Origin of the sequence: Serratia sp. CMO1 (assembly GCF_015689115.1) — a bacterium.
GTDB classification, from domain to species: domain Bacteria; phylum Pseudomonadota; class Gammaproteobacteria; order Enterobacterales; family Enterobacteriaceae; genus Serratia; species Serratia marcescens.
Map to the genome: position 1 here is coordinate 4204876 of NZ_CP065032.1, position 19296 is coordinate 4224171.

The 19296-nt window shown below is 61.5% G+C and carries 17 protein-coding genes; 5 read left to right on the top strand and 12 right to left on the bottom strand.

Annotated elements, in window-relative coordinates:
• Positions 1-97: 97 nt before the first annotated feature.
• On the bottom strand, positions 98-832 hold the full coding sequence (locus IT763_RS20000; protein ID WP_004937266.1) for a 1-acylglycerol-3-phosphate O-acyltransferase: 735 nt from the start codon (positions 830-832) through the stop codon (positions 98-100).
• Positions 833-1078: 246 nt separating this feature from the next.
• A complete protein-coding gene (parC, locus tag IT763_RS20005; protein WP_016930135.1) occupies positions 1079-3352 on the bottom strand; it encodes a DNA topoisomerase IV subunit A in 2274 nt (757 codons plus the stop codon).
• Positions 3353-3677: 325 nt separating this feature from the next.
• On the opposite strand from parC, the gene IT763_RS20010 reads away from it, so the two are divergent.
• Positions 3678-4259 carry an NAD(P)H-dependent oxidoreductase gene (locus IT763_RS20010; RefSeq protein ID WP_016930136.1) on the top strand — a complete coding sequence of 194 codons (582 nt, stop codon included), beginning with the start codon at positions 3678-3680 and terminating at the stop codon, positions 4257-4259.
• A 33-nt stretch (positions 4260-4292) separates the two neighbouring features.
• The gene (locus IT763_RS20015; RefSeq protein WP_004937258.1) at positions 4293-4601 is read left to right on the top strand and encodes a putative quinol monooxygenase; all 309 of its coding nucleotides are present in this window, start codon (positions 4293-4295) and stop codon (positions 4599-4601) included.
• 8 nt (positions 4602-4609) lie between these two features.
• Here the strand turns inward: IT763_RS20015 and IT763_RS20020 are convergent, their stop codons facing one another.
• The 6 genes from IT763_RS20020 to nudF form a co-directional block, all read right to left on the bottom strand.
• On the bottom strand, positions 4610-5506 hold the full coding sequence (locus tag IT763_RS20020) for a LysR substrate-binding domain-containing protein (protein ID WP_164052759.1): 897 nt from the start codon (positions 5504-5506) through the stop codon (positions 4610-4612).
• Between the two features lie 82 nt (positions 5507-5588).
• Positions 5589-7484: a DNA topoisomerase IV subunit B gene (gene parE / locus IT763_RS20025; RefSeq protein WP_025304305.1), complete on the bottom strand. Its 1896-nt coding sequence runs from the start codon at positions 7482-7484 to the stop codon at positions 5589-5591.
• 46 nt (positions 7485-7530) lie between these two features.
• Complete coding sequence (yqiA, locus tag IT763_RS20030) at positions 7531-8115, bottom strand: esterase YqiA (protein ID WP_015379081.1); 585 nt, start codon at positions 8113-8115, stop codon at positions 7531-7533.
• Positions 8115-8942 carry a 3',5'-cyclic-AMP phosphodiesterase gene (gene cpdA / locus IT763_RS20035; protein WP_004937250.1) on the bottom strand — a complete coding sequence of 276 codons (828 nt, stop codon included), beginning with the start codon at positions 8940-8942 and terminating at the stop codon, positions 8115-8117. Before cpdA ends, yqiA begins: the two co-directional genes overlap by 1 nt.
• A 27-nt stretch (positions 8943-8969) precedes the next feature.
• Positions 8970-9395: a DUF1249 family protein gene (locus IT763_RS20040; RefSeq protein WP_004937244.1), complete on the bottom strand. Its 426-nt coding sequence runs from the start codon at positions 9393-9395 to the stop codon at positions 8970-8972.
• Positions 9395-10027 carry an ADP-ribose diphosphatase gene (gene nudF / locus IT763_RS20045; protein ID WP_016930141.1) on the bottom strand — a complete coding sequence of 211 codons (633 nt, stop codon included), beginning with the start codon at positions 10025-10027 and terminating at the stop codon, positions 9395-9397. Before nudF ends, IT763_RS20040 begins: the two co-directional genes overlap by 1 nt.
• A gap of 347 nt (positions 10028-10374) precedes the next feature.
• Between nudF and hasF the strand changes: the two genes are divergently transcribed.
• Both hasF and dhaR read left to right on the top strand, forming a co-directional pair.
• Positions 10375-11874 (top strand): multidrug efflux transporter outer membrane subunit HasF, encoded by a 1500-nt coding sequence (gene hasF, locus IT763_RS20050; protein ID WP_016930142.1) that lies wholly within the window; start codon positions 10375-10377, stop codon positions 11872-11874.
• Between the two features lie 151 nt (positions 11875-12025).
• Positions 12026-13975 carry a dihydroxyacetone kinase operon transcriptional regulator DhaR gene (gene dhaR, locus IT763_RS20055; protein WP_143778504.1) on the top strand — a complete coding sequence of 650 codons (1950 nt, stop codon included), beginning with the start codon at positions 12026-12028 and terminating at the stop codon, positions 13973-13975.
• On the opposite strand, the gene dhaM is transcribed toward dhaR, so the two are convergent.
• Genes dhaM through IT763_RS20075 form a run of 4 tightly spaced genes read right to left on the bottom strand, consistent with a single transcriptional unit; the run spans position 13972 to position 18278 of the window.
• Positions 13972-15402 carry a dihydroxyacetone kinase phosphoryl donor subunit DhaM gene (gene dhaM, locus IT763_RS20060; protein ID WP_016930144.1) on the bottom strand — a complete coding sequence of 477 codons (1431 nt, stop codon included), beginning with the start codon at positions 15400-15402 and terminating at the stop codon, positions 13972-13974. The two genes, dhaR and dhaM, sit on opposite strands and share 4 nt — an antisense overlap.
• Before the next feature lie 11 nt (positions 15403-15413).
• Positions 15414-16046: a dihydroxyacetone kinase subunit DhaL gene (gene dhaL / locus IT763_RS20065; RefSeq protein ID WP_016930145.1), complete on the bottom strand. Its 633-nt coding sequence runs from the start codon at positions 16044-16046 to the stop codon at positions 15414-15416.
• 9 nt (positions 16047-16055) lie between these two features.
• Positions 16056-17126 carry a dihydroxyacetone kinase subunit DhaK gene (dhaK, locus tag IT763_RS20070; protein WP_049299876.1) on the bottom strand — a complete coding sequence of 357 codons (1071 nt, stop codon included), beginning with the start codon at positions 17124-17126 and terminating at the stop codon, positions 16056-16058.
• 51 nt (positions 17127-17177) lie between these two features.
• On the bottom strand, positions 17178-18278 hold the full coding sequence (locus tag IT763_RS20075) for a glycerol dehydrogenase (protein WP_016930147.1): 1101 nt from the start codon (positions 18276-18278) through the stop codon (positions 17178-17180).
• Between the two features lie 352 nt (positions 18279-18630).
• Here IT763_RS20075 and IT763_RS20080 point away from each other — a divergent pair, with 352 nt between their 5' ends.
• Entirely contained in the window at positions 18631-19293 is a 663-nt protein-coding gene (locus IT763_RS20080) for a DUF1190 family protein (protein ID WP_004937226.1), read from the top strand.
• The last annotated feature ends 3 nt before the right edge of the window (positions 19294-19296 follow it).

Sequence of the window (19296 nt, forward strand, 5' to 3'; positions counted from 1 at the left end):
CAAAACCCAAACGCCCGCCAATCAAGATTAGCAGGCGTTCAGGCGTTAACGGCGCTGAACGCCAATTAAAACCCTATTCTTTGAAGCCGGTAGACTCTTATTTTTTGGCGGCGTTGCGCTGGGCGACTTCGGCGTCCAATTCGGCGATTTTCGCCTCCATCAGCTCACGGCAATGGGCCGCCAACTCACGCACGTTTTCTTTGCCGTATTTGCTGGTATCCACCGGCGCCAACATCTCGACGATCACATGACCGTTATTCCAGCGATTAAGATTTATATTACCGCTGGTGGTTGATACACAGATCGGCACAATCGGCACGCCGGCGGCGATGGCCGCGTGGAACGCGCCGGTTTTAAACGGCATCAGCCCGCGACCGCGGCTGCGGGTCCCTTCCGGGAACATCCAGATCGAAATGTCTTTCTTTTTGAACTGCTCCGCCACCTGGGCGATGGTGCCGTGCGCCTTGGCGCGATTATCACGATCTATCAGCAGATTACCGGTCAGCCAATACAGCGGGCCGAAAAACGGGATCCACACCAGACTTTTTTTACCGACGGTCACGGTGCGCGGCTGCACGATATTGGAGGCCGTCACCATGTCGTAGTTATTTTGGTGGTTGGCGATATAGATGCAGTTGCCATTGTTGGCCGCATCGGCCGGCACGCGGGTTTCAACCTTGATGCCGAACAGCGTCGACAGGCGGCCGAAAAGATGGCCGAAGGTCGCCACGTGGCGAGGGTTGCGCGGGCTGAACAAGCAATAAACAGAACCGAAAATACACACCAGAATACAGAAAAGAGTGGCGAGAACGGCACGCAAAATCAATAACATAACAACCTCATTAGCACACTGCCAACGCAGTTTACTTCGCTGCGCAGATTCCTTTACTCATTATTTGCCGGCCAGGCGGTAAGCACGCCGATGTCACCTGCATTTCTCGCTATTTTCCTGCCAGGCGGCAGTACGCACAATAATTTTATGCGCAGAAATGTTAACTATTTGGAAAATAAACGCCAGCAAAAATAAATAAGGCGGCCACAGCATGCTGCGACCGCCCTTTAACGCCGGCGCCAACGCTTACTCTTCGCTGTCGCCTCCCGACGCCCGCACCGGCGCATCCACTTCGACGCGATCGATGCGCTGCAGGCCACGCGGCAGCTGGGTGCCCTTGCGGCCGCGCTCCGCGCGGAACTTCTGCAGATCCTCCGGACGCAGCGTCAGCTTGCGTTTGCCGACGTACAACGTGACGGACGCCTGCGGCGGCAGCACGAACAGCCAGGCCAGCTTGTCTTCACCGGCTGCGGCCTGCGCCGCCGGAATGGAGACGATCTTGTTGCCCTTGCCCTTCGACAGTTGCGGCAGATCGGCGACCGGGAACATCAACATGCGCCCGGCGGCGGTGATCGACAGCAGCATATCGTCTGCGCCGTGAATTTCCATCGGCGGCAGCGCTCTGGCGTTGTCCGGCAACGTGATCATCACCTTGCCGGCGCGGTTGCGCGCCACCAGATCGTTAAAGGTGCAAACGAAACCGTAACCGGCGTCGGACGCCATCAGCAGTTTTTGATCGTCGGCCGCCATCAGCACCTGCTCAATGGTGGCACCCGGCGGCGGCGTCAGCTTGCCGGTCAACGGTTCGCCCTGCCCGCGCGCCGAAGGCAGCGTCATCGGATCGAGCGCATAGCTGCGCCCGGTAGAATCGATGAACACCACCGGCTGGTTGCTCTTGCCGCGCGCCGCGCCGCGGAAGCTGTCGCCGGCCTTGTAGCTCAACCCTGCCGGATCGATGTCGTGGCCCTTGGCGCTGCGCACCCAGCCCATTTCCGACAGCACGATGGTCACCGGCTCGGACGGCACGAAATCGTGCTCGCTCATCGCCTTGGCTTCCGCACGCTCGGTCAGCGGCGAACGGCGATCGTCGCCGTAGGTTTGCGCGTCGGCCTGGATCTCTTTCTTAATCAGCGTATTCAACTTGCGCTCGGACGCCAGCAGCGCCTGCAGTTGATCGCGCTCTTTCGCCAGCTCGTCCTGCTCACCGCGGATCTTGACCTCTTCCAGCTTGGCCAGGTGACGCAGTTTCAGCTCGAGGATCGCTTCCGCCTGGGTATCGGAGATGCCGAAACGCTGCATCAGCACCGGCTTCGGCTCATCCTCGCTGCGGATGATGTGGATCACCTCGTCGATATTGAGGAACGCCACCAGTAAACCTTCGAGGATATGCAAACGCTTGAGCACCTTCTCGAGGCGGTAGTTCAGGCGGCGGCGCACCGTATCGCGACGGTAGGCCAGCCATTCGGTGAGGATCTCCACCAGCCCTTTGACCTGCGGGCGGTTGTCCAGACCGATCATGTTCATGTTGATGCGGTAGCTGCGTTCCAGATCGGTGGTGGCGAACAGGTGATTCATCACCTGCTCCAGATCGATGCGGTTGGAACGCGGCACGATCACCAGACGCGTCGGGTTCTCGTGATCGGATTCATCGCGCAGATCCTCGACCATCGGCAGCTTCTTGGCGCGCATCTGGCTGGCGATCTGCTCCAGCACCTTGGCGCCGGAGACCTGATGCGGCAAGGCGGTGATCACCGCGCTGCCGTCCTCTTTCTTCCACACGGCGCGCATGCGCACCGAGCCGCGGCCGCTCTGGTAAATTTTGCGAATTTCATCGCGCGGGGTAATGATCTCGGCTTCGGTCGGGAAGTCCGGCCCCTGCACGAACTCGAGCAGGTCATCGAGCGAGGCGCCCGGCTTGTCGAGCAGCGCCACCGCCGCAGCGGCGACTTCGCGCACGTTGTGAGGCGGAATATCGGTCGCCATGCCGACCGCGATGCCGGTGGTGCCGTTCAGCAGGATGTTCGGCAGACGCGCCGGCAGCATCTTCGGCTCTTGCAGCGTGCCGTCAAAGTTCGGGATCCAGTCGACCGTGCCCTGGCCCAGTTCGGCCAGCAAGACCTCGGCGTATTTGGACAGGCGCGATTCGGTATAACGCATCGCCGCGAACGACTTGGGATCGTCCGGCGCCCCCCAGTTCCCCTGGCCGTCCACCAGCGGATAGCGATACGAGAACGGCTGCGCCATCAGCACCATGGCTTCATAACACGCGCTGTCGCCGTGCGGGTGGTATTTACCCAGCACGTCGCCCACGGTGCGGGCGGATTTCTTGAATTTGGCGCTGTTGGTCAGCCCCAGTTCAGACATGGCGTAGATGATGCGGCGTTGTACCGGCTTCAAACCGTCGCCAATGTACGGCAACGCCCGATCCATGATGACGTACATGGAATAGTTCAGATAGGCGTTTTCAGTGAATGTGTGCAGCGGTAAACGCTCTACACCGTCATGAGTCAGATCACTCATTACTCAATTATCCTCAGACCGTGGCTTGGCAATCCCTTGGACGACAAAAGGCATCGCTTGTCGATTCTGCCCGCGATAGTAACCCATCTGCGGGGTAGCTGTCACAGTTGGCGCAAGGATCGCCGCCGGCGGCCGGTTGCGCGATGCGGTTTATGCAAAATTTCGCTACCTGGCGGCCTCTTTATTGACTGGCAGTCAACACTGTTGTGCGCTGGATCGCATTTTTACTTGCCTGACTCACGATTACACTCGTCACCAGCGAGATGGTTTCCGCCTTTTCAGCGGGAAGCATGCCATATCTTAACTCTGACGGGAGCCGCGAAAGATGAGCAATATCCTGATTATCAACGCTAAAAAACAATTCGGCCATTCCAACGGCGAACTCAACCAAACCCTGAGCGACGTGGCGGAAGGCTTCCTGCGCGATCTGCAGCACGATGTGCAGGTCACCGTGGTCGACGACGGCTATGACATCGAAGCCGAAGTACAGAAATACCTGTGGGCCGACGCGGTCATCTATCAGATGCCGGGCTGGTGGATGGGCGAACCTTGGATCCTGAAAAAATACATCGATGAAGTGTTCACCGCCGGTCACGGCAGCCTGTATGCCAACGACGGTCGCTCTCGTTCTGACGAAAGCAAAAAATATGGCTCCGGCGGCCTGATCCAGGGCAAAAAATACCTGCTGAGCCTGACCTGGAACGCCCCGATGGAGGCCTTCACCGATCCCGATCAGTTCTTCCACGGTATCGGCGTCGACGGCGTTTACCTGCACTTCCACAAGGCCAACCAGTTCCTGGGAATGGAAGCGCTGCCGACCTTTATCTGCAATAACGTGATAAAACAACCGGATATCGAAGCGGACATCGCACGTTATCGCGAGCATTTGGCGAAAATTTTTGCTTAACTGACGCAGAACATTCTCATCAACGAGGCAGACATGATCACCGTAATCGCAGAAATCAAAGTGAAACCCGGCCACCGCGCCACCGTACTGCAAGCCATTGAAAAACTGGTGCCGCTGGTGCTGGCGGAAGACGGCTGCGGCGAATATACGCCGATGGTCGACAGCAATACCCAGGCACCCTGGCAGAAACGGTCGCCGGATTCGGTATTCATGCTGGAGAAATGGGAAAGCATGGCGCATCTGGAAAAACACCTGGCCATTGAGCACATGCTCAAACACCGCGAGACCATCAAGGACAGCGTGCTGGACACCGAGATCTACATCCTGGAAAACGCCCTGTAAGCTCCGCCTTATAACGTCTGCGCGTCGATGTGCGCGCTGACGTAGTCAAGAAAACAGGTGATGCGCGCCGCCAATTGCGTATTGCGGTAATACACCGCATTGATCGGCTGGCGCACGTCCAGCGTCTCCTGCTCCAGCAACGTCACCAACTTGCCGGCTTCCCGATCGCGGCGGGTCATAAAGTCTGCCAGCTGTACGATCCCCTCGCCCCGCAGCGCCAATTGCCGCAACGTTTCCCCGCTGGACGCAGAGATCGTCGGCGTGATGGTGAAATGCGGCGCCTGGCGATAGCGCAACGGCCACTGGTTAAGCGACTCCGGCTGGGTAAAACCGAGCAGACAATGCCGATGCAACTCCTCCACGCTCTGCGGCGTGCCGTGCTGCTGCAGATAAGCCGGGCTGGCGAGGATGCGCAGCCGGCTGGCTCCCAGCGCGCGCGCATGAATGGTCGAATCACGCAACGCACCGATGCGAATGGCGATATCCGTGCGTTTTTCCAGCAGATCGATAATCAGGTTGTCGGTGTTCAGCTCGAGCGAAATTTGCGGATAACGTTCTCTGAACCCCGCCACCAGCGGCACGATGACGTGCTCCATAAAAGGTGCGGCCGCATTGATCCGCAGCCGCCCGGCGGGCATTTGCCGGCGCACCGCCATTTGCTCTTCGGCATTTTCCACCGAGCTGATGATCGTACGCGCATGGTTCAGGAAGCTCAGCCCCTCTTCGGTCAGCTCCAAACGACGCGTCGTGCGGCGCATCAGGGTGGTATCGAGCTTATTCTCCAGGCGGCTGAGCGCGCGGCTGATGCCGGATGTTGTCTGGCCGAGCTGATCGGCGGCGGCGGTGATGGAACCGCTGTCGACCACCGAGGTGAACGCCAGCAATTCTTCGAGCGTGATCTTCATGCATTCCGGCCCAGGTTATCGGGCGCCGCATGAACGCCCTGCGGGAAAGCCGGCCCGGCGTTTCACCGGGCCAGGGTCAGGCTCAGACCGCCAATTCGGCCATGTCGCCCTTGTCTTGCAGCCAGTTGCGGCGATCTTCCGAACGCTTCTTGGCCAACAGCATGTCCATCACCGCCAGCGTCTGATCGACGTCATCCTCCGCCACCGTCAGTTGCACCAGACGGCGGGTGTTCGGATCGAGGGTGGTTTCGCGCAGCTGCAGCGGGTTCATCTCGCCCAGCCCTTTAAAACGCTGCACGTTCGGCTTGCCCTTCTTGCGCTTCAGCTGTTCCAGCACGCCGGCTTTCTCTTCTTCATCCAGCGCGTAGAACACTTCTTTACCGAGATCGATGCGGTACAGCGGCGGCATGGCGACATAGACGTGGCCGCCTTTCACCAGCGAACGGAAGTGACGCACGAACAGCGCGCACAGCAGCGTGGCGATATGCAAGCCATCGGAATCCGCATCCGCCAGGATGCAGATTTTGCCGTAGCGCAATTGGCTGAGATCTTCGCTGTCCGGATCGATGCCGATCGCCACGGAAATGTCGTGCACTTCCTGCGAGGCCAGCACTTCGTCCGAGGACACTTCCCAGGTATTCAGGATCTTGCCCTTCAGCGGCATGATCGCCTGATACTCGCGATCGCGCGCCTGCTTGGCCGATCCGCCCGCCGAATCCCCTTCCACCAGGAACAGTTCGGTCATGGCCAGATCCTGCGAGGTGCAGTCCGCCAGCTTGCCCGGCAGCGCCGGCCCGCTGGTGAGCTTCTTGCGCACCACTTTCTTGGCCGCGCGCAGGCGGCGCTGGGCGCTGGAGATCGCCAGCTCGGCCAGCTGTTCCGCCGCCTGAACGTTCTGGTTCAGCCACAGGCTGAAGGCGTCTTTCACCACGCCGGAAACGAAGGCCGCGCACTGACGCGAGGAGAGACGCTCTTTGGTCTGCCCGGCGAACTGCGGATCCTGCATCTTCACCGACAGCACGTAGGCGCAGCGATCCCAGATATCCTCCGCCGACAGCTTCACGCCACGCGGCAGAATATTGCGGAATTCGCAGAACTCGCGCATCGCGTCCAGCAGCCCCTGACGCAGGCCGTTGACGTGGGTGCCGCCCTGCATGGTCGGGATCAGGTTGACGTAGCTTTCGGTCAGCAGCTCGCCGCCTTCCGGCAGCCACAGCAGCGCCCAGTCCACCGCTTCGGTGTCACCGGCGAAATTGCCGACGAACGGCGCTTCCGGCAGGGTTATCAGGCCGTTAACCGCTTCCATCAGGTAGTCGGTCAGGCCGTCCTGGTAGCACCAGCGCTGCTCGGTGTTGTTCACCTTGTCGATGAAATAGATCTCGACGCCAGGGCACAGCACCGCTTTGGCTTTCAGCAGGTGAGTCAGGCGCGATACCGAGAAACGCGGGCTGTCGAAGAACTGTTCGTCGGGCCAGAAGTGCACGCTGGTGCCGGTGTTGCGTTTGCCGCAGGTGCCGGTCACCGTCAGATCCTGCACTTTGTCGCCGTTTTCGAAGGCGATGCCGTAGACGTTGCCGTCGCGGCGCACGTTGACTTCCACCCGCTTCGACAGGGCGTTGACCACCGAGATCCCAACGCCGTGCAGGCCGCCGGAGAACTGGTAGTTTTTATTCGAGAATTTACCGCCGGCGTGCAACCGGCACAGGATCAACTCAACCGCCGGCACGCCCTCTTCCGGGTGGATGTCCACCGGCATGCCGCGGCCGTCGTCGATCACTTCCAGCGACTGATCGGCGTGCAGGATCACGTCGATGCGCTTGGCGTGACCGGCCAACGCTTCGTCGACGCTGTTATCGATCACCTCTTGGCCGAGGTGGTTTGGGCGCGTCGTGTCGGTATACATGCCGGGACGACGGCGCACTGGTTCTAGACCGCTGAGTACTTCAATGGCATCAGCGTTATAGCTGGATTGAGTCATCGTTGATTATTTTTTCGTGGTTAAAGGGAGGTGCCGGAACGGTCCGTCAGACCGCGTTTAGCCCTAAAAAATCCACAATCTGGGGGAAGTAGTGCTCGAAACCGACGAAGGCGTGGTTTCCACCCGACTCCACCGTTTGCCGACACGCGGTGTAATACGCCACTGCCTGGCCGTAATCGAGAATTTCATCGCCCGTTTGCTGCAGCAGCCAGATTAAATCCGGCGACTCCAAAGGATCGATCTGCATCACTTTCAGATCGTAAACGTGCCGAGACTCTAACACATATTGCTGGCCGGTGTAGGGGTTCTCGTTGGCGCCGAGATAGTCGACCAGCAGCTCAAACGGCTTGACCGCCGGGTTGACCACCACCGCCGGCAGGGAAAAACACTGCGACAGCCAGGTGGCGTAATAGCCGCCCAGCGACGAGCCGACCAGCCCGAGCGTTTGCCCGGCGCGTTCCAGCACCAGATTTTCCAGCATCTCGGCGGCCTCCGCCGGAAAGGCCGGCAGCTGCGGCACCAGCATCTCGATATCGGGATGGTGTTCGGCCAGCCAGGCCTTGAAGGCCACCGCCTTGGCCGACTGCGGCGAGCTGTTGAAACCGTGCAGGTAGAGCAGTGTCGAAGGCATCAGTATCCATCCGAGTCCATATCGGGGCGGAAATCGTCGTTTTCCAGGCGGAACACCTGCGTCTCGACGCGACCGTCCGGCAGCAGATCGAGGTAGCGCCAGCCGGGGGAAACGTCGTCGATGGTGAAGTTCGTGCAGTGCGGCTTGAATTGCACGCAGGTAGACGGCGTCGCCAACAGGCGCCGACCCTGCCATTCCAAATCCAGATCCTGGTGAATGTGCCCGCACACCACGGTATTCACTTTCGGATAACGCAGCAGGATTGCGCCCAGCATATGCGGGTTGCGCAGGCTGTGCTGATCGAGCCAGGTGCAACCGGAAGGCAGCGGATGATGGTGCAGCAGCAGCAGCGTATAGCGCTCGGGGTGAGCCTGCAGGCAACGCTCCATCCACTCCAGCTGGTATTCGCTCAATTCGCCGTGCGGCACGCCGAACACCTGGCTGTCCAGCATCAGCACTTGCCAGTTATCACCCAACAGCACCTGTTTGGAAGGCGCAATGCCCGCGGCGGCCAACGCGTCGACCATCGCCGGTTGAAAATCGTGGTTGCCCGGCAGCCACACGCAGGGGGCCGGCAGTTGCGCGATGCCGGCGGCGAAGTGGCGGTACGCCTCTTGCGAATGATCCTGCGCCAAATCTCCCGTGGCGACGATCAAATCGACGTCGCGGCGCTGCGCCTGGATGGCGTCCAGCACCGCGTGATAGCTGCGATAGGTATTGATGCCGAGCAACGTCTCGTGTTCGCCGGCAAAAAGGTGGGTATCTGTTATTTGTAGAATCCTGACCGCGGCCCCACTCGCCACGGGCAGTTTAAACAGGCTTTCCAAATGGTGTCCTTTGTTATTTCAGTCTGTCTAACAAACCGGAACCGCCATCGCTCCATGCGCCAAACAGTAGCGCAGCCAATCAGCAAGAAACTGGTTAATTTGATGCTTTTCGTCGCGTTGATGCAACTTTTTATTAGGATAATCATAACGCGCTTTAAAGCGGTAGATCTGCTGACTGGAACACACTTCCGCAACCATGGCGTCATGGTACAACCGCACCGTCATCGCGGGCAGGCTCCAGTAGCTGACCGCCGGAAAGATCTGCTCGATCTCCACCAGCGACGTGTAACGCGTGGACTCAACGATGGTCAAACGATAGCCGGCGCCGTTCACCTGATAAGTCACCGTTTCGCCCGCTTCGTCGTTGCGCGGCAGCAAGCGGCGCAATTGCGCGAAGTTGGTTTCGCACAATCTCATCATTTCGGGGAAATCAGGGGTATAGCGCTGTTTCATTAGTTGGCCCACTCTTTTCTCAACGATTCATGGTGCAACGCCAGCCATTGCAATGCAATCACTGATGCGGCGTTATCGATCGCGCCTTCCTCAACCCAGCGGTAAGCCTGTTCGCGGCTGACCACATGGACGCGGATATCTTCATGTTCTTCCGCCAGGCCGTGGATGCCCTCGGCGGTGCCGGCGTCCACTTCGCCGACCATGATCGACAAACGTTCGCTGGTGCCGCCGGGGCTGGCCAGGTAGCTCAGCACCGGTTTGCAGCGCCCGACCACCACGCCGGCCTCTTCCTGCGCTTCGCGGCGGCATACGTCCTCGACGCTTTCACCGGTTTCGATCATACCCGCCACCATTTCCAGCAGCCAGGGCGAATTACTGGTATCGACCGCGGCGATGCGCAGTTGTTCAACCAGCACAACCTCGTCGCGCACCGGATCGTAGGGCAGCAGCACCGCCGCATGGCCGCGTTCGAAAATTTCACGCGTGATTTCAGGGCTCATTTCACCATTGAACAACCGGTGGCGAAACCGGTATAAATTGAGTGAAAAAAAACCACGGTACAGCGTCTCGCGTGCAATAATTTCTACATCTTTTTTATCGAAAGTAACGGGCGACGGCTGCGAACGGTTCATGCGCGAATTCTCCTGCGTGAGTATGCCGATAAAATAAACGGTTTTGATGACAGAAACAGCGGGACTCTCCGCCGCGGCTTTATGTTAGGCTGTTTTTCGCCGCCGGATGCGGCACGTTTGTGCGCTCGCAGGTAATAGCGGGAAACAATCCGGATTGTCAGCCATAATATCAGCTGCAGTCGACCCGGGCAGTACGCCAAGGTAAATGGGCGGTCTGAAAGGTAAAAGTTACGTGAGATGGCACATTCAGCCACCTGATGCGTACCTCAGACTCTGCTAGAATCGGCAACTATTTCGTCTATCGTCAGCGCTAACATAGCAATATTGCTGCACAACAAGGAATGCAAATGAAGAAACTGCTCCCCCTTCTTATCGGACTGAGCCTGGGCGGCTTCAGTGCAATGAGCCAGGCAGAGAACCTGCTGCAGGTCTACAAACAGGCTAGGGAAAGTAACCCGGATCTGCGCAAAAGTGCAGCTGACCGCGACGCCGCATTCGAAAAGATCAATGAAGCGCGCAGCCCGTTGCTGCCGCAGCTCGGCCTGACCGCCGGTTACAACTACACCAGCGGGTATCGAGACAGCCGCGATACCCATAGCGATAGCACAAGCGGCTCGCTGGCGCTGACGCAAACCATCTTCGACATGTCGAAATGGCGCCAGCTGACGCTGCAGGAAAAGACCGCCGGCATCTCCGACGTCACCTTCCAGACCGCTGAGCAACAGCTTATTCTCAACACGGCGACCGCTTACTTCAACGTGCTGAAAGCGATCGATACGCTGTCCTATACCCAGGCGCAGAAAGACGCGGTGTACCGCACGCTGGATCAAACCACCCAGCGCTTCAACGTGGGTCTGGTGGCGATCACCGACGTGCAGAACGCCCGCTCGAACTACGACACCGTGCTGGCGGCGGAAGTCTCCGCCCGCAACGATCTGGACAACGCGCTGGAAACGCTGCGTCAGGTCACCGGCACCTTCTACCCCGAGCTGGCCTCGCTGAACACCGATCGCTTCAGCACCCAACGCCCGGAAGCGGTGAACAACCTGCTGAAAGAAGCGGAAGCGCGCAACCTGAGCCTGCTGTCCGCCCGCCTGAGCCAGGATCTGGCGCGCGAACAGATCCGCGCCGCGCAGACCGGCTATATGCCGACAGTGGACTTCAGCGCCTCCACGGCGATCTCCAACAACAATTACGGCGGCTCACGCAACACCACGCGCGACGCAGACCTCGGTGAAAACAAAGTGGGTCTGAGCTTCAACCTGCCGCTGTACAGCGGCGGCGCGACCAATTCGCAGGTGAAACAAGCGCAGTACGGCTTCGTCGGCGCCAGCGAGCAGTTGGAAAGCTCACACCGCAGCGTGGTGCAGACCGTGCGTTCGTCGTTCAACAACGTTAACGCTTCGATCAGCAGCATCAACGCCTACAAACAGGCGGTGATCTCCGCGCAAAGCTCCCTGGACGCGATGGAAGCCGGTTATCAGGTCGGTACCCGCACCATCGTCGACGTGCTGGACGCCACCACCACGCTGTATAACGCCAAACGTCAGCTGTCCGACGCGCGTTATACCTATTTGATCAACCAACTGAACATCAAGTCGGCGCTCGGCACGCTGAACCAGAACGATCTGCTGCTGTTGAACGGCGCGTTGGGCAAACCGGTATCGACCGCGCCTGACGCCGTCGCACCGCAGAATCGCGCGCAGGACGCCTATGCGGACGGCTATCAGGACAATGCGCCGATGCAACAAACTGCGGCGCCGGCACCGGCGGCCACTCGCGCATCTGCGCCGGCCGTTACCACCAGCCAACCGGCTCGCAACAGCGGCAACCCATTCCGCAACTGATGCGCGCACGCGGATAAACACGGGGTCCGGCCTGCGCCGCGCCCCGTTTTTTTTGTCCCGATTTTCCCCGCTTCTGCCCGCCGCCTCACAGCCGCCGCCGCGTCAGGTGGTATCATCGTCACTCTCGTTTTCGCAGTCTGGATGAGGTTCGATGGACAACGATTCACGCTGGCAGCGTCTGATTAACGACGGCGAATTGCCGCCGCCGCTGCGCCCGACGCCGGCGGTGTACGCCTCCTGGCTGCGCTGCCGCAGCCTGATGCAACCCGATGTCTGGCAAGCACCGCACCGCGCTCAGGGCGCCACCTTCGAATCGATTTGCCGCCGCAAGAACGATCTGCTGACGCTCGGCCAGGCGGCGCTGGAAGACGCCTGCGAATACATGGAGCCGCGTCGCTGTCTGTTGATGATCTTCGACGAGAGCGGCTGCATGCTGTGGCGCTGCGGCGACGCCCAAACCTGGGAGCTTTTGCAGCAATTGGGGTTCGCCCCCGGCGCCTACTGGGCCGAGGGGCAGATCGGCACCAATGCTCCGGCGCTGGCGGCGGCGGAAGGCCACCCGGTACGAGTGAGCGGTGAAGAGCACGTGCGCCGGGCGCTGCACGGTTGGTCATTCTGCGCGACGCCGGTCTACGACAACAGCGGCCGCCAGCGCGGCTCGATCGCGCTGGGCTGCCTGCTGGCCGACTGTGCCGCCGGCGATCTGTCGCTGACGCTGGCCATCGCCCGCGAAATCGGCAACTCGCTGAACGCCGACGGCCTACTGGCGGAATCCAACCGCCATCTGAATCAACTTTACGGCCTGCTGGACGGCGTGGACGACGGCGTCATGGCCTGGGATCACCGCGGCTACCTGCAATACATCAACCAGCGCGCCGCCGGCCTGCTGAAGCTGGACGAACAGCAGAGCCAGGGCAAACCGCTGGCGCAGCTGTTGACGCTGCCCGCCCTGCTCAAGCGCGCCATCGCCGACCGGCAGCCGCTGCAACACGTCGAAGTCACCTTCGAAAGCCAGCGGCAGTTTATTGCCGCTTTGCTGACGCTAAAGCCGATTTTCGACGGCGATCGCTGCAGTTTCATCGCCCTGCTGCACCCGCTCGAGCGGCTGCGCCAGTACGTCAGCAGCCAGTTGGGGCGCGTCAGCCACAGTTTCGAGCAAATGCCCTCCGCCTCGCTGGAAATGCGGCGGCTGATCCGTTACGGCCAGCAGGCGGCCAAGGGCCTGCATCCGATCCTGCTGCGCGGAGAGGAAGGGGTTGGCAAAGAGCTGCTCAGCCAGGCTATCCACAACGCCGGCGAACGCGCCGCCGGGCCGTATATCGCCCTCAACTGCCAGCTGCTGCCGCAGGCGCAGGGGCTGCGTGAACTGTTGGGCAGCGACGCCAGCGAAGAAGAGGCGGGCCAGCTCAGCAAATTCGAATTGGCCAACGGCGGCACGCTGTATCTCGAACAGATCGAATACCTGCCGGCGGAAATGCAGTCGGCGCTGCTGCAGGTGCTGAAAACCGGCGTGGTGATCCGCCTCAATTCCAGCCGGGTGATCCCGGTCGATGTGCGGGTGATCGCCGGCAGCGCCGCCGACCTGCCGCTGCTGGTGCAGCAAAACCGCTTCCGCCGCCAGCTGTTTTACAGCCTGCAGGCGTTCGAGATCCAGATCCCGCCGCTGCGCCAGCGGCTGAGCGATATTCCGCTGCTGGTCAAACACCATCTGCGCACGCTGGAGCAGCATTTTCAGTGTCGCTTCCGGGTGGATGACGAGGTGATGGCCCAGTTGGCGCTTTATCTGTGGCCGGGCAACGATTTGGAACTGAAAGGGGTGGTAGAGCGCGCGGCGATGATTTGCCACGGCCACCACATCCAGTTGGCGGATCTGCCGGCGCACCTGCTCGGCCAGCCGTCGCTGCTGGAAAGCGATCCGCCGCCCGGCGCGCCGCTGTTGACGCTGACGGACATGGAACGCCAGGCGATCCTGCGCGCGGCGACCGTCAGCCGCGGCCAGGTGACGGAGATGGCGCAGCTGCTGGGCATCGGCCGCACCACGCTGTGGCGGAAGATCAAACAGCACGGGATCGACATCCGCCAGTTCAAGCTGCGCGCTTAGTGGCTGAGCTGCAATACCCCGCGCGCGGCGTCCAGCATCGCTTTCTGTCCGCTGCGGGTTTTGCTCAGGCAATCCTGCATGCCGACCACCATCGGAATGCCCATCGCCTTCGCCAGAATGGCGCTGTGCGACAGGGCATTGCCGCCGCTCAGACAGATGCCGAGCACCAGCCGGCGATCGAGCATCACCACCTCCGAAGGCATCAGTTCGTCCATCACCAATATTGACGGTTCTGCGAGCGCAATAACCGGCAGCGGCAGCCTCTGTAGATGGCACAGCGTGCGGCGCAGCATGTCGCGCACGTCCAATTCGCGCGCCCGCATGTAGTCGTCATCCAGCTCGCGGTACTCTTCGGCGATCGCCTCCAGCACCTGCCGCCAGGCCTGCTCGGCGCTGCACAGCTGTTGCGCGATGCGGGTGTAAGCCGCCTGCTGCAGATCCGGATCGTCCAGCAGCATGCTGTGGGCGCCGAAGATCGCCGCCTGCGGCTTGCCGATCAGCGTGCCGGTGCGTTCCGCCAGCCGGTTCAGATCGCTCAGCGTGTGCTGTAACGCCTCCCGCAGGCGTTGCTGTTCGCCCAGCACCTCGTCCGCGCCGATACGCCGATCGGCGGTTGGCGGCCAGAAGCTGTGGGCCTGAAACACCGGCCCGCTGGTGACGCTTTCCGCCACCGGGATACCGTGCAGCGAAGGCTGCTGCCGCTCGGAGACCGTCTCGCCAAAATGTTGTTCCGCCAGCGCTTTGAACGCCGCCAGCGCCTCGTCCGCCTGCGCGCCGTCGGCGATCAGGCGAACGGTGTCGCCGTGACGCACCTGCAGCAGCGCCAGCTGATTGAGACTGCGCGGATCGACGCACTGCCCCTGCTTCTCCAGCACCAGCTCGGCCTTGAACGGCGCCAGCGTCTCGACCAGCCGCGCCGCCGGGCGCGCATGCAGCCCATGCGGGTTCTGCACCGTCCAGGTTGCGCTTTTGCCCTGCGCCAGCGGCAAGGCCACGCTTTTCGCCGTCGGTGAAGCCTCGCCCAGCTGTGCCTGTTTGGCCTGCAGCGCCCCCTGCGCCTCCGCCACCACCTGCTCCAGCGAGGCGCCGGAGTTGGCGGCCACCACCGCCGCCAGCGTGCCTTCAACCAGCGGCGCTGCACACAGCCGCACTTTGGCGGCCAGATCCGGATCCAGCAGATCGAGCGCGGTTTCGGCACTGAGCAGCGCGCTGCCCAGATCCATCAGCACCAGAACGCCGTCGCCGTCGGCGACCGCTTCGATCGCCTCCATCACTTTGACCGCGTCGGTGCCGATCGGGTGCTGCTCGTCATCCACGCCCGCCGCCAGCGCCAGTTTGCAGCCGTCGCCGCGCATCATCTGCCGCGCCAACTGCTCAACGCCGCGCGCCAGCAACGCGCTGTGCGAAACCACCACGATATTAATCATCTCGCCTCCTGCTAACTGCCGGCGACCTCGGCCAGCGTTTTCATCATCAACATCACCGAAGTGGCGCCGGGATCCTGGTGGCCGATGCTGCGCTCGCCCAGGTAACTGGCCCGCCCTTTGCGCGCCTGCATGGTGATGGTGCTCTCCACCGCCCGCTCGGCGCTGTCGGCGGCGCGCTGCAGCGCCTCCGCCACGCTCAGGTTCTGCTGCGCGGACTGGCCGAGACTGTCCACCACCGGCCACCAGACGTCGCACATGGTCTTGTCGCCCGGCTCCGCCTTGCCGCGCATCACCACGCCTTCCACCCCTTCCTGCATCACCTGATGCAGCTCCGCCAGATCCAAGCTCTGCTTGGCGTTCGCCGCCTGCGCCGCGCGGATGAAGAAGGTGCCGAACAGCGGACCGCTGGCGCCACCCACGCTCGACAGCAGCGTCATGCCGGTGTTTTTCAGGATAAAGCCGATATCTTTGTCCGCCACCGACGGCAGCTTTTCCACCACCTTGTTGAAACCGCGATTCATGTTCAAACCGTGGTCGGCATCGCCGATCTCGGTGTCCAGCTGGGTCAGAAAATCGCGCTCCCGGCTGAACACCTCGCCGCAACGCATCAGCCAATCGACAACCTGTTGTTTGGTCAACGCCATGATTCCTCCTCAGCAACCCCAACGCAGCGCAGGCGTTTTCACCGGCGCATCCCACAAGGACAACAGCTCGTCGTCCACGTTCAACAACGTGATGGACACCCCCTGCATATCCAGCGAGGTGCAATAAGAACCCACCAGGTTGCGTTCAATGATGATGCCCGCCTCGGCGCAGCGCTCCGCCAGCCGATGGTACACGCCATACAACTCAGACAATGGCGTGGCGCCCAGATTGTTGACCAGCGCGATCACCCGATCGCCGCGCGTCAGCGGCTGCTTGGTCTGCATCTCGTCGCGCCACTCGCCCTGCTGACGATCCCAGACGCGGATCGCGCGCTGATAGTGGCCGTGGTCGATCAACGTATGGAACATGTCGTCCACCGCCGCGTTGAGCGTGGTGAACGGGCGGCGCGCAATGCCCGGCTCGCCGTGAATGCCGACGCCGAACTCCATTTCGTTCTCCGCCAGGGTGAACGACGGCTTGCCGGCGGCCGGCACGGTACAGGCGCCCAGTGCGATGCCGATTGAATGCCCGTGGTTGTTGATGCGATGCCCCAGCGTCACCACGCTGTCCAGATCGTCGCCGCGCGCCGCGGCGGCGCCCAGCAGTTTCTCCATCAGCACGGTGTTGGCCACCCCGCGCCGCCCGGCGGTAAACAGGCTGTCTTTGACCGCCACGTCGTCATCCACCAGCACCGTCGCCACCGCGACGCCGCTGTCGTGCAGCAGCTCGGTGGCGGTTTCGAAGTTGAGCACGTCGCCGGTGTAGTTCTTGATCAGCAGCAGCACCCCGGCGCCGCCGTCGATCGCCTGACCGCACTCGTACATTTTATCCGGCGTCGGCGAGGTGAAAATCTCGCCCGGACAGGCGCCGTCGAGCATCCCTTCACCGACGAAGCCGCAGTGCATCGGCTCATGGCCGCTGCCGCCGCCGGACAAGACCGCCACCTTGCCCGCCACCGGCGCGTCGGCGCGGGTGACGAACACCGGATCCGCGTGCACCAGCAGCTCGGGATGGGCCTCCGCCAGCCCCTGCAATTGCTCCTCCAACACCGACTCGACCTGATTAATCAGTTTTTTCACGATGGTTTCCTCTGTAAGAACAGGGGCGCGGCGCACCGCGCCCCAACGGTATCAATGACGCTGCAACCAGGCGGCGCCCAGCCTATCCGCCGTCAGGATCGCCGCCTGCACGCCCGCAGGGGTGACCTTGAACGGCATGTTGTGAATGGTTTCACCCGCGGCGCAGCTGGCCTCGGCCACCGCCATCATCTTCGCCGCCGCATCGCCGGTGACGCCCATCTGCGCCAACGTGATCGGCAGGCCGATGTCATGACAAAACGCCAGCACGGTTTCAATCTGCGCCATCGGGCTGTTCTGCAGCATCAGTTGCGCCAGGGTGCCGAACGCCACTTTCTCGCCGTGATACAGGTGGTGACACTCCTCCAGCACGGTGAAACCGTTGTGAATGGCGTGCGCCGCCGCCAGCCCGCTGCTCTCGAAGCCGATGCCGCTCAGATACGTATTGGCCTCAATGATGCGTTCCACCGCTTCCGTCACCACGCCGGCCTCGACCGCCAGCTTGGCCTTCACCCCTTCGGCCAGCAGCGTGTCGTAGCACAGCCGCGCCAGACTGAGCGCCGCCAGTGTCGATTTGCCGCCGGCCATGCTGGTGGCCTGGGCGTCGAAACAGGCCTGCGCTTCGAAATAGGTGGAGAGCGCGTCGCCCATGCCGGCCACCAGCAGGCGCACCGGCGCGTTGGCGATGATGGCGCTGTCCATCACCACCATGTCCGGGTTGCGCGGGTAGATCAGGTATTCGGCGAATTCGCCCTGTTCGGTGTAGATAACCGACAGCGCGCTGGTCGGCGCATCGGTGGAGGCGATGGTGGGAATGAGCACCACCGGCAGCCGTTGGTAGTGGGCGACGGCCTTGGCGGTGTCGAGCGTTTTGCCGCCGCCGACGCCGATCACCCCGCGGCAGCCGTGGGTCTGCAGCTCGCAGCCAAGCCGGTCTATCTCTTTACGGCAGCACTCGCCGTTGAAGCGGGCCGCATGATGTTTCACGCCGTGCTGCCGCAGGCTACCCATCAGGGTGTCGCCCGCCAGCTGCATCACGAAGTCGTCGGCGATCACGAAATAATGGTCGGCGAGGGATTTGGCGTATTCGCCGACGGCGGCCAGCGCATTGGCGCCCTGAATGTATTTGCCTGGTGACTGGATGATTCTCAACATAACCGGATCCTTGTAGGGAGTTGGCGATGGTACGTTCAGATATCAGGTGATGACGCGCCGACTTCGCCGCCGGCTTGTTGTTGTGCTTCGACTATGAGCGCCTGCCGCCCACCTGGCGAGCCACGCGATTTTTGTTCCATTATGGAACATCATCATAGCGACAACGTTTCATGATGAAACGCCAACGCGCGTTTTTTCGCCGCGAAAGCGAACTGGCGCACACCCCAACGTATAACTGCGTAAAGAGTCGATTCTGCGGGCGTTTCAGCTTTAATTTTGACCATGTTTCCCCTATCCTTAGCGCCACTACTGGGAAAGGGCGAAAACAGCCCGCATGATGGGATTGATAACGATGAAACGGACAAAAAACATCAACCAAGAGACGTTCCGCAAATCCTGGCGCAGCTACCGTGTCGCGCCCGTGGCTTTGGCGATCAGCGCCGTCTTTATGCTGGCCGGCTGCGAGAAGAGCGATGAAACGGTCTCCCTGTATCAGAATGCCGATGACTGTTCGCGCGCCAATCCTTCGATGAGCGAGCAGTGCACCACCGCCTACAACAATGCCCTGAAAGAAGCCGCGAAAACCGCGCCGAAATACGCCACTCGCGAAGACTGCGTCGCCGAGTTCGGCGAAGCGCAGTGTACCCAGGCTCCGGCACAGGCCGGCATGGCGGCGGAATCACAAAGCAGCGGCAGCTTCTGGATGCCGCTGATGGCGGGCTATATGATGGGCCGCCTGATGGGCGGTTCCGGCTTCGCGCAGCAGCCGCTGTTCACCTCCAAGAACGCCGCCAGCCCGGCGAACGGCAAGTTTGTCGACGCCAGCGGCAAGAGCTACGGCCCGGCCACCGCCGGCGGCCGCACCATGACGGTGCCGAAAACCGCCATGGCGCCGAAGCCTGCGGTCACCAATACCGTGACCCGCGGTGGTTTCGGCGAGACCGTGGCCAAGCAGACCAGCATGCAGCGCAGCAGCGCCACTTCCAACTCCGGCTCTCGCAGCATGGGCGGTTGATGC

Bases quoted from the DNA above. Each gene is read 5' to 3' on its own strand.
- IT763_RS20000 (WP_004937266.1), bottom strand. From the start codon at position 832: ATGTTATTGATTTTGCGTGCCGTTCTCGCCACTCTTTTCTGTATTCTG.
- parC (WP_016930135.1), bottom strand. From the start codon at position 3,352: ATGAGTGATCTGACTCATGACGGTGTAGAGCGTTTACCGCTGCACACA.
- IT763_RS20010 (WP_016930136.1), top strand. From the start codon at position 3,678: ATGAGCAATATCCTGATTATCAACGCTAAAAAACAATTCGGCCATTCC.
- IT763_RS20015 (WP_004937258.1), top strand. From the start codon at position 4,293: ATGATCACCGTAATCGCAGAAATCAAAGTGAAACCCGGCCACCGCGCC.
- IT763_RS20020 (WP_164052759.1), bottom strand. From the start codon at position 5,506: ATGAAGATCACGCTCGAAGAATTGCTGGCGTTCACCTCGGTGGTCGAC.
- parE (WP_025304305.1), bottom strand. From the start codon at position 7,484: ATGACTCAATCCAGCTATAACGCTGATGCCATTGAAGTACTCAGCGGT.
- yqiA (WP_015379081.1), bottom strand. From the start codon at position 8,115: ATGCCTTCGACACTGCTCTACCTGCACGGTTTCAACAGCTCGCCGCAG.
- IT763_RS20040 (WP_004937244.1), bottom strand. From the start codon at position 9,395: ATGAAACAGCGCTATACCCCTGATTTCCCCGAAATGATGAGATTGTGC.
- nudF (WP_016930141.1), bottom strand. From the start codon at position 10,027: ATGAACCGTTCGCAGCCGTCGCCCGTTACTTTCGATAAAAAAGATGTA.
- hasF (WP_016930142.1), top strand. From the start codon at position 10,375: ATGAAGAAACTGCTCCCCCTTCTTATCGGACTGAGCCTGGGCGGCTTC.
- dhaR (WP_143778504.1), top strand. From the start codon at position 12,026: ATGGACAACGATTCACGCTGGCAGCGTCTGATTAACGACGGCGAATTG.
- dhaM (WP_016930144.1), bottom strand. From the start codon at position 15,402: ATGATTAATATCGTGGTGGTTTCGCACAGCGCGTTGCTGGCGCGCGGC.
- dhaL (WP_016930145.1), bottom strand. From the start codon at position 16,046: ATGGCGTTGACCAAACAACAGGTTGTCGATTGGCTGATGCGTTGCGGC.
- IT763_RS20075 (WP_016930147.1), bottom strand. From the start codon at position 18,278: ATGTTGAGAATCATCCAGTCACCAGGCAAATACATTCAGGGCGCCAAT.
- IT763_RS20080 (WP_004937226.1), top strand. From the start codon at position 18,631: ATGAAACGGACAAAAAACATCAACCAAGAGACGTTCCGCAAATCCTGG.